Source organism: Streptomyces sp. NPDC050549 (assembly GCF_040655035.1).
Classification (GTDB): domain Bacteria; phylum Actinomycetota; class Actinomycetes; order Streptomycetales; family Streptomycetaceae; genus Streptomyces.
In genome coordinates, this window is sequence record NZ_JBFAJD010000080.1 from 1 (window position 1) to 13,031 (window position 13,031).

Genomic DNA, 13,031 nt, shown 5'->3' on the forward strand with positions numbered 1-13,031 from the left:
TCGGACAGGGTGTCGGACACGCGCCGCCCGGCACAGCATCGGCACGGCGCGTCACATCACAACAGGGCCAACGTTGCTTGATGCGGCACTAGTTCGAGGGCCGCGACAACCACGGTCGCTTCGTGGCGACTCACGGCGGCCGACGGGCGGTCCGGCGGAAGCCTCACCGCGGACCGCCCGACCCCGCACCGGAAAGGTCCCGGGCACCCCGGCCACTGGGCAACCCCGCCGGCCGACTCGACGCAGTGGGCGGCTAGTTCGAGGACTCGGCCCCGGGCCTGCTGTCCCGCACCGCCCGCTCCCGCAGCTCGATCTTCCGTACCTTCCCCGAGACCGTCATCGGGAAGGCGTCCATGACCTGGAGCAGGGTCGGGATCTTGTAGTGGGCCAGCCTGTCCTCGCAGAAGGCGCGGAGTTCCTCCAGGGTCAGCGGGTCGGCCGGGTCGCGTGGGATGACGCAGGCGAGGACCTCCTCGCCGTAGCGCTCGTGCGGTACTCCGACCACCTGGACGTCGGCGATCCTCGGGTGGGCGTAGAGGAACTCCTCGATCTCGCGCGGGTAGATGTTCTCGCCGCCCCGGATGATCATGTCCTTGATGCGGCCCACGATCTCGACGTATCCGTCCTCGCGCATCACGGCCAGGTCCCCGGTGTGCATCCAGCGGCCGGCGTCGATCGCCTCGGCGGTCTTCCCGGGCTCGTTCCAGTAGCCGAGCATCACGCTGTAGCCGCGGGTGCACAACTCCCCTGCGGTGCCCCGGGGTTGGGTGACACCGGTCGCCGGGTCGACGACCTTGACCTCCAGGTGCGGCAGGACCCGGCCGACCGTGCCGGTGCGGTGTTCCAGGTCGTCCTCCCTGCGCGTCTGCAACGAGACCGGGGACGTCTCCGTCATGCCGTAGCAGATGGACACCTCCGCCATGTGCATCTCGGCGACCACCCGTTTCATCACCTCGACCGGGCAGGGCGAGCCCGCCATGATGCCGGTGCGCAGTGAGGAGAGGTCGTATGTCGCGAAGTCGGGGAGGTTCAACTCCGCGATGAACATGGTCGGTACGCCGTAGAGGGACGTGCACCGCTCCTGCTGTACGGCCTTCAGGGTCGCCGCCGGGTCGAAGGACGGGGCCGGGATGACCATGCAGGCGCCGTGCGAGGTGGCCGCCAGGTTGCCCATCACCATGCCGAAGCAGTGGTAGAAGGGCACCGGGATGCATACCCGGTCCTGCTCCGTGTAAGTGATCAACTCGCCCACGAAATAGCCGTTGTTGAGGATGTTGTGGTGCGAGAGGGTGGCGCCCTTGGGGAAGCCGGTCGTGCCCGAGGTGTACTGGATGTTGATGGGGTCGTCGCAGGACAGTTCCGGGTACGGCTCGTCACCCGTGCCACGGCTCAGCAGCGCGTCCCAGCTCGGGTCGCCGATGTAGACGACCTCACGCAACTCCGGGCACTTGCCCCGCACTTGGCCGACCATCGCCCGGTAGTCGCTGCTCTTGTGGGCGACCGAGGAGAACAGGACCGAGATGCCCGCCTGGTTGAGGACGTACTCGACCTCATGGGTGCGGTAGGCCGGGTTGATGTTCACCATGACCGCACCGATGCGGGCGGTGGCGTACTGGACGAGCACCCACTCGGGGCAGTTGATCGCCCAGATCCCGACCCGGTCGCCCTCGGTGACCCCGCTCGCGAGCAGCGCGCACGCCAACCGATCGACATCGGCGGCGAATTGGCCGTAGGTCCAGCGTCGCCCGGAGGGTACGTCGACGAGCGCCTCGCGGTCGGGCCAGGCCGCCACCGCCCGGTCGAGGTTGGCGCCGATGGTGTCGCCGAGGAGTGAAGTCCCGCTTGTTCCATGGGTGTACGAGTTCACCGGAAGTCCTCCTCGCGGTACTCGGCGCCCGACCCGGCGGCCGTCGCCTCGCGCAGTTCGATCCGGCGGATCTTGCCGGAGACGGTCTTGGGCAGGTCGGCGAACTCCAGCCGCCGGATGCGCTTGTACGGTGCGAGGACCTGGCGCGAGTGCTCGAACAGCACCTTCGCGGTGTCGGGTCCCGGCTCCCAGCCCGCGGCGAGCACGACGTACGCCTTCGGAACGGCGAACCGCAGCTCGTCCGGCGCGGGCACCACGGCGGCCTCGGCCACCGCCTCGTGCTCCAGCAGGGCGCTCTCCAGCTCGAACGGGGAGATCTTGTAGTCGGAGGCCTTGAAGACGTCGTCGGACCGGCCGACGTAGGTGATGTAGCCGTCCTCGTCGCGGGAGCCGATGTCACCGGTGCGGTAGTAGCCGCCGGCCATCGCCTCCGCCGTACGGTCCGGGTCACCGTGGTAGCCGGTCATCAGGCCCACTGGGCGGTTGGACAGGTCGAGCGCGATCTCGCCCTCGGCGGCGCCCGGGGCACCGGACACCGGGTCGAGGAGTTCGACGCGATACCCCGGACTGGGCCGCCCCATCGAACCCGTCTTCAGGGGCTGGCCGGGACTGTTGGACACCTGGACGGCTGTCTCGGTCTGCCCGAAGCCGTCCCTGATGGTGACGCCCCAGGCACGCCGGACCTGCTCGATGACCTCGGGGTTCAGCGGCTCCCCCGCGGCCAGGGCCTCGCGCGGCGGGGTGCGCAGCTGGGTCAGGTCGGCCTGGATGAGCATGCGCCACACGGTCGGCGGGGCGCAGAAGGTGGTGACGCCCGCGCGGTCCATCTCGGCCATCAGCCGGACCGGGTCGAAGCGCGTGTAGTTGTGGATGAAGACGGTCGCCTCGGCGTTCCAGGGGGCGAAGAGGTTCGACCAGGCATGCTTGGCCCAGCCGGGCGAGGAGATGTTGAGGTGCACGTCGCCGGGCTGGAGGCCGATCCAGTACATGGTGGCCAGATGGCCGATCGGGTACGAGGTGTGGGTGTGCTCGACCAGCTTGGGGCGGGCGGTGGTGCCCGAGGTGAAGTAGAGCATCAGCGGGTCGTCGGCCAGGGTCGGGGCGGTGTCCCGTACGAAGAGGGAGGCGGAGGTGTCGTAGACCTCCTCGAAGTCCAGCCAGCCGGGCCGTTCGCCGCCCACCACGATGCGGGTGTAGTCGCCGGGCACCTCGTCGAACTTGCCGGTGTCCTCGGCGCGCGCGATGACGTGCCGGACCCGGCCGCGGTCGACGCGGTCGCGCAGGTCGGCGGGGCCCAGCAGCGGGGTGGCGGGGATGACGACGGCGCCGAGCTTCATCGCGGCCAGGGCGGTGATCCACAGTTCGGCCTGGTTGCCGAGCATGACCAGGATCCGGTCCTCGGAACGGACGCCTCGCGTGCGCAGCCAGTGCGCGGCCTGGTCCGAGCGGACGGACAGCTCACCGAAGGACAGCTTGGTCTCGCGGCCGTCCTCCTCGACGATGTGCAGCGCGGTGCGGGCATTGCCGTGGGCGATGACGTCGAACCAGTCGAAGGCCCAGTTGAAGTGCTCGGGCCGGGGCCAGGAGAAACCCTCGTAGGCCGTGGCATAGTCCTCGCGATGTGCCAACAGGAAATCCCGCGCACTACGGAACGACTCGCTAGCCGTAGTCATCTGTCCTCCTAGTAACCGGACCATTGCCGGGCGGCTCTCTGACATCGTGTAATCCGTGATGTGGGTCTCACTACCCCCGTACGGGGGTGTGTGCAGCGGAACGGCCGCAACGAAGGGGCAGGCGGGTGACGACGGACGCGGCGGGGATGGTGGAGATTCGGGCGGCACTGGTACGGCTCCGGCGCGGCACGGGGCTGCCGGTCGCCTTCGGCGGCCTGGTGGAGAGCGGCCGGCAGCAGATGCGCATCAGCGAACTGAGCGGCACGCTGACCCCGTCCCTGCGCGCCCTCGCGGTGAACTCGGGCAACGGTCTCGGCGGCAAGGCGGTCGCCCTCGCCCGCCCGTGCGCCGTCCTGGACTACTCCGCCTCCCGCCAGATCAGCCACGAGTACGACGCCCCGGTGGCCGCCGAGGGCCTGCGCGCGATCCTCGCGGTCCCGGTCGTCGTACGGCGCCGGGTGCGCGGTGTCCTCTACGGCGCGCTGCGCACCGCCCAGCCGCTGGGCGACCGGATGCTGAGCGCGGCGATGGAGGCCGCCCGGGACGTGGAACAGGCTCTGGTGGTCCGGGAGGAGGTGGGAGAACTGCTGAGCGCGGCGCGTCCGGCACCGGCCCCCGACCCGGCGGCGAGCGCGGTGTGGGAGCAGGTGCGGGAGGCGCACGCGGCGCTGCGGGCGCTGGCCCCACGCATCCCGGACCCCGCGCTGCGGGCCGAACTCCTGGACGCCTGCGGCCTGTTGACGGCCGAGGCGGCCACCGGGGAGGTGGAACTGGCGCCCCGGGAGCTGGACGTACTGGCGTGTGTGGCGGCCGGGGCGACCAACGCCGTGGCGGCGGAGCGGCTCGGGCTGCGGCCGGAGACGGTGAAGGGGTATCTGCGCTCGGCGATGCGGAAACTCGGCGCACACACCCGCGGGGAGGCCGTGGTGGCGGCGCGGCGGGCGGGGGTGCTGCCATGAGACGGGCGCCTGCGCGGGCCCGGGGACCGGCTCCGACGAGGGCCGTCTATTCATTCATCGGAGCTTTGAATTTCCTCCTGTCACACGGTTGTTATTTCCCTCACGACCCCGTCCATCCGAATTTCAAGGACTGATTGCCTAATATTGGCCCGGACACGACACACGAGGGGAGCGGTGACCGTGCGACGGGACTTCAAGGAGCCTGCCAGAACCCGCCCCGACCTGGTCATAGGCCGGGAGGAGATGTTCAACGCCGCCCGTGACCAGCTCGCCGGCGGTGGCAGTGTGCTGCTCCACGGCCCCGCCGGAATAGGAAAGTCGACCGTCCTGCGGGCGCTGAGCGCGGAATACGGCGACTCGGCGCGGACCGTGTTGCGCTGCTCGGCCACGGAGTCCGAATCGCATCTCCCCTTCCTGGCCCTCGCCGACCTCCTCGGTCTGGTCCTCGACGAGGTGTCCGAGCGGCTGCCTGCCGCCCAGCGCACGGCACTGGAATCCGCCCTCACCGGACGCGGCGAGTCCTCCCTCCAGCGCGACGGACTCGCACTGCGTCTCGCGGTCCTGTCCGCGCTGCGCGCGCTCGCCGCCGACGGTCCCGTCCTCGTCGTGGCGGACGATCTGCAGTGGCTGGACCCGGCCAGCGCGGAACTCCTCGGCTTCGCCGCCCGCCGCCTCGGCGACACCCAGGTGCAGATGATCTTTGCGGTGCGCACCGAGGGCCAGGAGTACGACCGCTATCTGAACGCCTCGCCGCCGGACACCCTCGCGTTCCGGCTCAGCCCGCTCTCCCGGGCGCAGGTCTCGGCGCTGCTCGACGACCGCGGCTACACCGGGCTGCCCCGCTCCACGGTCCGCGAGATCCACCGCACCAGCGGCGGCAACCCGCTCTTCGCGCTCGAACTGGGCCGTGCTCTCGCCGAGAACCCCACCCCGCCCAGACCCGGCGAGCCGCTCCCCGTGCCCACCTCGCTACGCGCGTTGGTGCTGAGCCGGCTCGACATGCTGCCCGCCGAGGCCCGCCGCACCCTGCTGGTCGCGAGCGCGGGCGCCCGCCCCACCGTAGCGCTGCTCCAGACCGCCGGCCGGGAGAACGCCGAGGCAGAGACCGCCCAGGCCGCCGAACTCGGCCTGCTGGCAACGGAACCCGAGGGTCCCGCCGTTCGGTTCGCGCACCCGCTGATCTCGGCCGCGCTGTACGCGGAGGCCCCCGCGCAGGAGCGGCGGGCCGCGCACGCGGCGCTGTCGACCGCGGCCTCCGACCCCATCGAGCGCGCCCGGCACCTGGCCCTCGCGACCACCGGCACCGACCCCGAGGTCGCCGCCCGGCTCGCCGAGGCCGCCACTTTGGCCCGCGATCGCGGAGCGCCCTCGGTCGCCGCCTCCCTCGGACTGCTCGCCGCCCGGCACACGCCGGGCGACAGCGTGCCGGGTCCCGACGAGCGGCGGCTGCAGGCCGCCGAGGACGCGATCACCGCGGGCGAGCTGGACCTCGCCCGGGACATCGCGCGCGAGGTGCTGACCCGGACCTCGGTGCCCGCCGAGCGGGTGCGGGCCTGGATCATCGTGATCGACACGGCGGGCCACTCCATGGCGGACGTCGACGCCGTCTTCCCGCAGGCTCTCGCCGACGCGGGCGACGACCCCCGGCTGCTCGCCCTGGTCCGCTACCAACTGGCCTGGCGCGCCCTGCTCGTGGAGGGCGACTTCGCCGAGGCCCGCGCGGAGACCGCGCGCTCGGCCGAACTGGCGGCACTCGCCGGCGACCGGCGCACCGAACTCCTCGCACTCTCCTTCCAGGCCCAGGCCGAGACCCTGATGGGTCATCCGGACGCCCCCCTCACCATCAAGCGCGCGCTGAAGGAACCCCAGGACCCGAGAGTGGCGTGCCATCACAACGGAGCCGGTTCGGCCCGGTTCCGCTGGCTGGTGATGAGCGATCAGCTGCCGGAGGCCCGCGCCACCATCACCGCGCTGCTGCGCGAGGTGCGGCGGCGCGGGTCGGTGGAGAGCGAGGTGCACTTCCTGCGCGGCTTCGCCGAGACCGAACTGCGCTCCGGGCACTGCGGCCGCGCCCTCGACCTGGCCCGCGAGGGCCTGCGGCTGGCCCGCGACTCCGGCATCGGCCAGACCGCGTCCGCGATGCTCACCGCGCTCGCCGAGGCCTCCGGCGGTGACGTCGAGGAGGCCCTCGCGCTGGCCCGGGAGGCGGTCGAGCACGCCGAGGAGGACGGCGACCAGATGTATCTGTCCCGGGCCCTCGGTGCCCTGGGATACGCCCAGTTGGTCGCCGGGGACGCCCACGGCACCGTCCGCTCACTGCGCCGGGTCCGCGAACTGGAGCAGGCCCTCAAGGTGACCGACCCTGCGCGCGGACGCTGGCACGGCGACCTCGCCGAGGCCCTCGTCCGGATCGGCGAGACCGCCGAGGCCCAGGACGTCATCGACGTGACCCGCGAACGCGCCCTGCGGCTCGGCCGCGAGAGCGTCCTCGCCGTACTCGACCGCGCCGAGGCCCTGGTGCGCGCGGCACGCGGCGAACACGACGCGGCCGTGGCGCAACTGACGTCCGTTCAGGACCGGCTCGCCAAACTCGGCTACGGCCTGGAGGAGGCCCGCGCCGCCTTCGCGCTCGCCTCGCTGCGCACCGGGCGGCCCGGACCGACGTCGTACGACGAGGCGACCCGGCTGTTCCGCCGCTGCCGTGCCCTGCCCTGGCTGCGGCAGGTGGACGAGGCCGCCGTCGCCCGTCCGCCGGAGCCGGTGCCCGCGGTCACCTCCGCGCCGCCCGCTCTGGACGGACTCGACGGGCTGGCCTCGATGGAGCGTCAGGTCGCCGCGCTGGTCATGGAGGGCGCCACCAACCGGGAGATCGCCGCCCGGCTGTTCATCAGCGTCAAGACGGTCGAGGCGACGCTGACCCGGGTCTACCGGAAGCTGGGGATCCGCTCGCGGGTGGATATCGTCCGACTGGCGGCGGGGCGCCGTCCGAACTGAGGACCCTACGGGTTTACTGTGCGGCGACCGAGGGTTTTCCCTGCCCAACTCCCCTAGGGGGTTCCCTCATTGGGAGCAGGGTGTGCCTGGATCTAGCTTATGGGTGTGCCGCTCGCCCGGGCATACGGGGGTCGGTCCCGCGACCCCCGTTGCACACCCCCACACCCGCGCGACCCCCCACCGGCAACCCTAATGAGGAGACTCATGTTCGGGCTCAACCGCGCCAAGAGAACCACCGCAGTCGTCGCAGCAGCCGCCGCTGCCGCAGCGACCGCACTGCTCAGCGCCCCCACCGCTGTGGCAGCCCCCCAGCCCATCGTCGGCGGTACCACGACCACGACGACGTCGTACCCGTTCGTCATGCAGATCACGGACGCCTCGCAGAACCAGTTCTGCGGCGGCACGCTCGTCTCCGCCACCAAGGTGATCACCGCGGCTCACTGCATGGTCGGCGAGACCACCAGCAGCGTGCGCGTGGTCGGCGGCCGCACGTACCTCAACGGTACGAACGGCACCGTCAGCAAGGTCAGCAAGATCTGGATCAACCCCAGCTACACGGACGCCACCAACGGCGACGACGTGGCCGTCCTGACGCTGTCGACGTCGATGCCCTACACGACGGCGTCGTACGTCTCCTCCTCACAGACCAGCGTGTACGCGGCCGGCACCACCGCCCGCATCCTCGGCTGGGGCACCACCTCGGAGAACGGCAGCTCCTCCAACCAGCTGCGGACGGCGACCGTGCCGATCGTGTCCGACACCAGCTGCAAGAGCTCCTACGGTTCGGACTTCATCGCGTCCGACATGGTTTGCGCCGGATACACATCCGGCGGCGTAGACACCTGCCAGGGCGACAGCGGCGGTCCCCTGCTCATCGGGGGCGTCCTGGCAGGGATCACTTCTTGGGGCGAGGGCTGTGCCGAGGCGGGTTACCCGGGTGTCTACACCCGGCTGACCACGTTCTCCAGCCTGGTGACCACGCAGGTCAACTCGTAGCCCGGAAGGTCTCCTGAGTACACCTCAGGGAAATACCAGGGTGCGTTGCGGGCTTCCACGAGCAGCCCGCAACGCACCCTATCCATGTGCCCGCTACTTGTCGGCGATGAGCTGCCCCGCCGCTCCCCAGCTGTCGGCGGGCACCTCGTGGATCCACACCTGGACGGTCTCGGCGGGGATCTTGTACGCGTCGACGAAGGCGTCGGTGACCCGCTTGACGAGGTCCCGCTTCAGCTCGACGTCGCGCGGTCCCTGCTGGATGGTCACGATGGGCATGCTGAACTCCCTTGAGTTGCGCTCCTGTTCGGTGGGTCCAGTTCATCGCGCCGGGCGTCCCCGACCAAGAAGCAGCCCGCGACCGCAGCGATCAGTTCTCGTGATCGCCGCAGGCCAGCAGCAGGTTGTCCAGGTGCGGGGGTGTGCGCGTGGCATGCACGGCAAGGCCCGTCGACAGCGCGAGACCGGGCGCCTCGAACGGTACGAAGGCCACGCGCGGGCTGTGCAGCACGCGCGCGTGGGAGGCGTAGACGACCGTCCACAGCGGGCGGGTGCCGATGCTGGCGAGGGTGTCCTGGAGTGACCCGCTCACCGGTCCGGGCAGCGGCTCGAATCCGGCCCGGTGACAGGCGCCGACGACGAGATCGACCAGCGCCGGGTTGTTCCGGCGCTCGGTGAGCGCGAGCGGCAGCGCGGCCAGTTCGTCGACACGGATCTCGGGGCGGCGGGCCAGCGGATGCGAGGCGGGGACGGCGGCCACCAGGGGATCGGGCCACAGGGGCAGTACCCGTACACCCGGCACCGGCTCGACCGCCCGGACGAACGCGGCGTCCAGTTGCCCTCCCCCGACCCGGGCCAGCCGCTCCCCGACCGGCAGCGAGAACAGCTCGACGGGCACGTCCGGTGCCCGCTCGGCGAACGCGCCGAGGACCCGGTCCAGATGCGCGCCGAGCCCGGTACTGGTCCCGATCCGCAGCCCCGGCGGCGGCGCGACGGCGGCACGGGCCCGCTCGGCGGCGGCCAGCACCGCCCGCGCCTCGGGCAGCAGCCGTTCCCCCGCCGCCGTGAGCCGCACCCGCCGGGGCGACCTGTCGAACAACTCGGCACCCAACTCCCGCTCCAGCCGCCGGACTTGCTGACTGACCGCCGACTGCACGATGTGCAGCCGCTCGGCGGCCCGCCCGAAGTGCAGCTCCTCGGCGACCGCGACGAAGTAGGTGAGCTGCCGCAGTTCCATGGCCCCGACTCTAGAGGGGGCTCCTGAACTCCTGTTTCAATGAGCCCCCTGATGGGAGTGATGGGCATGGTGGGCACGGACCGCTTTCTCGCCTTCGCGGCGATGTCGCTGCTGGTGATCGTGATCCCGGGGCCGAGCGTCCTGTTCGTCATCGGCCGCGCGCTCGCCCACGGCCGCCGCACGGCGGTGGCGACGGCGATCGGCAACGTCTTCGGCTCGTACCTGCTGGTGGCGGCGGTCGCCTTCGGCATCGGCTCACTGGTCGAACGCTCGGTCACGATCTACCTGACGGTGAAACTCGCGGGCGCGGCCTACCTCGTGTACCTCGGGGTCCAGGCGTTCCGCCACCGCAAGGACCTCAAGGCCTCTGCGATGCGGACGGACCAGGCATCGGAACCGCGCGGCGATCTGCGCACGGTCCTGGACGGCGCCCTCGTCGGCGTCACCAACCCCAAGGGCGTGGTGTTCTTCGCCGCCGTACTCCCCCAGTTCGTGAACCACTCGGCGGGCGATGTCCCGCTCCAGATGCTCCTGCTCGGCCTGATCCCCATCTCCATCGGCCTGGTCACGGACACCCTGTGGGGCCTGACGGCCTCGGCGGCCCGCACCTGGTTCGCCGGCTCCGACCGCCGTCTGTCCCTGATCGGCGGCGCGGGCGGCTTCACGATGATCGGCCTGGGCGTGACGGTCGCGGTGACGGGCCGCGCGGACTGAGCGGGGCTACGGCTCCCGCAGCACGGTCCCGAACCGGATGTCGTACGACGTCCCCGGGTACATGGTGTCGAGCATCCGTGCCCCTTCGGCGGTCACCTCGTCGCTCTGGACCTTGGTCAGCCGGCCGAAGGGCTCGACGACGAGGTGGCCGTGGCCTTCGTCGATCTTCCAGACCCCGGCGAGAAAGCCGTCGACGAGAAGCGTGCGGTGGGCGACGTTGCCCTGCCAGGTGCGGCCCCAGTACTCGGCCGGTACGACCCGGGTGCGGTCGGCGTGGGAGAGGAGCAGGTTGTCGAACTCGGGCAGGAATCGCGGCGGGGCCGGGGTGTCGGCGGCGGGGCGGGACGCGTCCGGGAGGTCGAAGAGTTCGACGCCTTGTGGGTCGTGGAAGATGACGAGCCGCGGGCGCAGCCGTTCGAAGGCCTCGCGCAGCCGGGTCAGGCCGGCCCAGGTCTGCATGTCCTTGACGGAGGCGGGACCGAAGGCGGCGAGATAGCGCAGCACGGTCGCGTCCGGGTCGGGCGCCGGCTCTGCGGGACGCCCCAGCCAGTGCTCGGCGGTGGTGAGCGCGACCTGACCGCTCCTCCCCCACAGTCCGCGCGGGGTGACCTGGACGAGCGGCAGCTTGCAGCGGGCGGCGATCGCGAGGGCCTGCGGATCGGCGTCCGGCCACTCGACCAGCAGTGCTTCGCGCAACTCCTTCATGGTGCGCGGCTCGGCCTCGACGAGTTCACGGGCGAGTACGGCGAGCCGGTCCAGGTCGACGCCGACGAGCCCGTTGCGGAAGCCGCCCAGCTCGCGGTCGCGGGCGGCCTGCACCAGCGGGCGCAGGGTGAGGGCGTCGGCGGCCGTGTGGGTGTGGATGGTGGACCGCATGGTGACGATCCGGACGACCTCGCGTTCACCCATCGGCCGGGACAGTTCCTCGGGCGTGAAGCCGTCGAGGCGGGCGGCGAGCGCGTAGTACGGCGGCTTGACGTTCTGGGCCTGGAGGCCGAGGAGATGCTCGACGGCCGCCCCGGCGGAGAGCGGTGAGCGACGCAGGAGGAGCTGCCGGTCGAGGGTGGCGCGGTTGAGGGCGCGGAGGTCGAGCACGGGAGCGGTCGGAGTCTTCGCCTTGGTCACACTCCGCACGCTAGCGACGATTGCGGACACCCTCGGTCCGCAACTCTCACCGAATCCCGGACCCGATCACACGCCGAGGTTGTTTGGCCCCGTATATCCTGCTCGTGCCCTTGCTCCGTGATCACGCAGACACAGGCCCGATCGAGAGGCACCGCGATGCCCCAGCGACGCGCCCGCCCCACCTCGAAGAACGGCTGGATCGGAAGGACCGGCAGGATCGGTAGGACCGGCAGGAAGTCCGGCTGGCGCCGCACACCCGCCCCGCCCCCGACCCCCGCACCAGAGCCGTCCCGCTCCGCCACCGACGCACCCCCCTCCGAACCCTCCGAGGCGGGCAGCGTCGTCCAGGCCGCGCTGTACCGCGACGGGGTGCGGGTCTCGGCGCCGGACACCCTCGCCGACACCTTCCGAGAACTGCGCGAACAGCCGTCCGGCATGGCCTGGATCGGCCTCGCCCGCCCCACCGAGGCCGAACTCCTCTCCCTGGCCGCCGAGTTCGACCTCCACCCACTGGCGGTCGAGGACGCGCTGGAGGCCCACCAGCGCCCGAAACTGGAGCGCTACGGCGACACGCTCTTCGTAGTCCTCAGCGCCGCCCGCTACTTGGACACACCGGAGGAGGTCGACTTCGGCGAGCTGCACGTGTTCGTCGGCCCTGACTTCGTGATCACCGTCCGGCACGGCGCGGCCCCCGACCTCTCGTCGGTCCGCCAACGCATGGAGGAATCACCGGAGTTGCTGAACCTCGGCCCCGAGGCGGTGCTGTACGCCATCCTCGACGTGGTCGTCGACGGCTACGCACCGGTGGTCGCCGGGGTCCAGACCGACATCGACGAGATCGAGACGGAGGTCTTCCGCGGCGACCCGGCGGTCTCCCGCCGCATCTACGAACTCTCCCGGGAAATGGTCGAGTTCCAGCGCGCCACCCGCCCCCTGGTCGGCATGCTGCACAGCCTGATGGCAGGCTTCGCGAAGTACCGCACGGACGAGGAACTCCAGCGCTATCTCCGCGACGTCGCCGACCACGTCACCCACACCAGCGAACAGGTCGACGGCTTCCGCCAGGCCCTCACCGACATCCTCACGGTGAACGCGACCCTCGTCACGCAGCAACAGAACGCGGAGATGCGGGCGTTGGCGGAGGCGGGGTTCGAGCAGAACGAGGAGATCAAGAAGATTTCGTCGTGGGCGGCGATTCTGTTCGCGCCGACGCTGGTCGGCACGATCTATGGGATGAACTTCGATCGGATGCCGGAGTTGCACTGGGTGCTCGGGTATCCGTTCGCGATCCTGCTGATGGCGGTTGTCTGTACCAGTTTGTACGTCATCTTCAAGCGGCGGGACTGGCTCTAGGCCAGGCAGCGTCCTTTCTAGCCTCGATCTTTCGTGATTGGCCGTCAGCTTTCATTGGCGGCCGATTCGTGTTCGAGTCCGCGTTGTGGGGATGGTGGTGGCCCGGCTGTCGCGTC

At 71.0% G+C, this 13,031-nt stretch carries 10 protein-coding genes; 5 read left to right on the forward strand and 5 right to left on the reverse strand.

From position 1 onward, the window contains the following. Window positions 1–253 precede the first annotated feature (253 nt). Together AB0I51_RS47290 and AB0I51_RS47295 are read right to left on the reverse strand one after the other, a co-directional pair. Complete coding sequence (locus AB0I51_RS47290; protein ID WP_362985550.1) at window positions 254–1,867, reverse strand: AMP-binding protein; 1,614 nt, start codon at window positions 1,865–1,867, stop codon at window positions 254–256. Continuing rightward, window positions 1,864–3,540 carry an AMP-binding protein gene (locus AB0I51_RS47295; protein WP_362985552.1) on the reverse strand — a complete coding sequence of 559 codons (1,677 nt, stop codon included), beginning with the start codon at window positions 3,538–3,540 and terminating at the stop codon, window positions 1,864–1,866. Before AB0I51_RS47295 ends, AB0I51_RS47290 begins: the two co-directional genes overlap by 4 nt. 125 nt (window positions 3,541–3,665) lie before the next feature. Here AB0I51_RS47295 and AB0I51_RS47300 point away from each other — a divergent pair, with 125 nt between their 5' ends. The 3 genes from AB0I51_RS47300 to AB0I51_RS47310 all read left to right on the forward strand — a co-directional run bounded on the left by AB0I51_RS47300 (window position 3,666) and on the right by AB0I51_RS47310 (window position 8,489). Next, complete coding sequence (locus AB0I51_RS47300) at window positions 3,666–4,499, forward strand: helix-turn-helix transcriptional regulator (protein WP_362985554.1); 834 nt, start codon at window positions 3,666–3,668, stop codon at window positions 4,497–4,499. A 174-nt stretch (window positions 4,500–4,673) separates the two neighbouring features. Then, window positions 4,674–7,493, forward strand: a complete 2,820-nt coding sequence (locus AB0I51_RS47305) for an AAA family ATPase (protein WP_362985556.1) — start codon at window positions 4,674–4,676, stop codon at window positions 7,491–7,493. A 204-nt stretch (window positions 7,494–7,697) separates the two neighbouring features. Continuing rightward, on the forward strand, window positions 7,698–8,489 hold the full coding sequence (locus AB0I51_RS47310) for a serine protease (RefSeq protein WP_362985558.1): 792 nt from the start codon (window positions 7,698–7,700) through the stop codon (window positions 8,487–8,489). Window positions 8,490–8,582: 93 nt separating this feature from the next. Here AB0I51_RS47310 and dmpI read toward each other — a convergent pair whose 3' ends face one another. Together dmpI and AB0I51_RS47320 are read right to left on the reverse strand one after the other, a co-directional pair. Further along, entirely contained in the window at window positions 8,583–8,765 is a 183-nt protein-coding gene (gene dmpI, locus AB0I51_RS47315) for a 4-oxalocrotonate tautomerase DmpI (RefSeq protein ID WP_200717528.1), read from the reverse strand. A gap of 91 nt (window positions 8,766–8,856) precedes the next feature. Further along, window positions 8,857–9,723 (reverse strand): LysR family transcriptional regulator, encoded by an 867-nt coding sequence (locus AB0I51_RS47320; protein WP_362985561.1) that lies wholly within the window; start codon window positions 9,721–9,723, stop codon window positions 8,857–8,859. Between the two features lie 66 nt (window positions 9,724–9,789). Here AB0I51_RS47320 and AB0I51_RS47325 point away from each other — a divergent pair, with 66 nt between their 5' ends. Beyond that, window positions 9,790–10,437 carry a LysE family translocator gene (locus AB0I51_RS47325; protein ID WP_362985567.1) on the forward strand — a complete coding sequence of 216 codons (648 nt, stop codon included), beginning with the start codon at window positions 9,790–9,792 and terminating at the stop codon, window positions 10,435–10,437. 6 nt (window positions 10,438–10,443) lie between these two features. Here AB0I51_RS47325 and AB0I51_RS47330 read toward each other — a convergent pair whose 3' ends face one another. Continuing rightward, window positions 10,444–11,562 carry a winged helix DNA-binding domain-containing protein gene (locus tag AB0I51_RS47330; RefSeq protein ID WP_362985563.1) on the reverse strand — a complete coding sequence of 373 codons (1,119 nt, stop codon included), beginning with the start codon at window positions 11,560–11,562 and terminating at the stop codon, window positions 10,444–10,446. A 156-nt stretch (window positions 11,563–11,718) separates the two neighbouring features. Between AB0I51_RS47330 and AB0I51_RS47335 the strand changes: the two genes are divergently transcribed. After that, window positions 11,719–12,915 (forward strand): magnesium and cobalt transport protein CorA, encoded by a 1,197-nt coding sequence (locus AB0I51_RS47335; protein ID WP_362985565.1) that lies wholly within the window; start codon window positions 11,719–11,721, stop codon window positions 12,913–12,915. Window positions 12,916–13,031: the final 116 nt, after the last annotated feature.

What these genes read in the sequence shown, in the direction of transcription:
- AB0I51_RS47295 (WP_362985552.1), bottom strand. Translation starts at nt 3,540, where the DNA reads ATGACTACGGCTAGCGAGTCGTTCCGTAGTGCGCGGGATTTCCTGTTG.
- AB0I51_RS47310 (WP_362985558.1), top strand. Translation starts at nt 7,698, where the DNA reads ATGTTCGGGCTCAACCGCGCCAAGAGAACCACCGCAGTCGTCGCAGCA.
- dmpI (WP_200717528.1), bottom strand. Translation starts at nt 8,765, where the DNA reads ATGCCCATCGTGACCATCCAGCAGGGACCGCGCGACGTCGAGCTGAAG.
- AB0I51_RS47320 (WP_362985561.1), bottom strand. Translation starts at nt 9,723, where the DNA reads ATGGAACTGCGGCAGCTCACCTACTTCGTCGCGGTCGCCGAGGAGCTG.
- AB0I51_RS47325 (WP_362985567.1), top strand. Translation starts at nt 9,790, where the DNA reads ATGGTGGGCACGGACCGCTTTCTCGCCTTCGCGGCGATGTCGCTGCTG.
- AB0I51_RS47335 (WP_362985565.1), top strand. Translation starts at nt 11,719, where the DNA reads ATGCCCCAGCGACGCGCCCGCCCCACCTCGAAGAACGGCTGGATCGGA.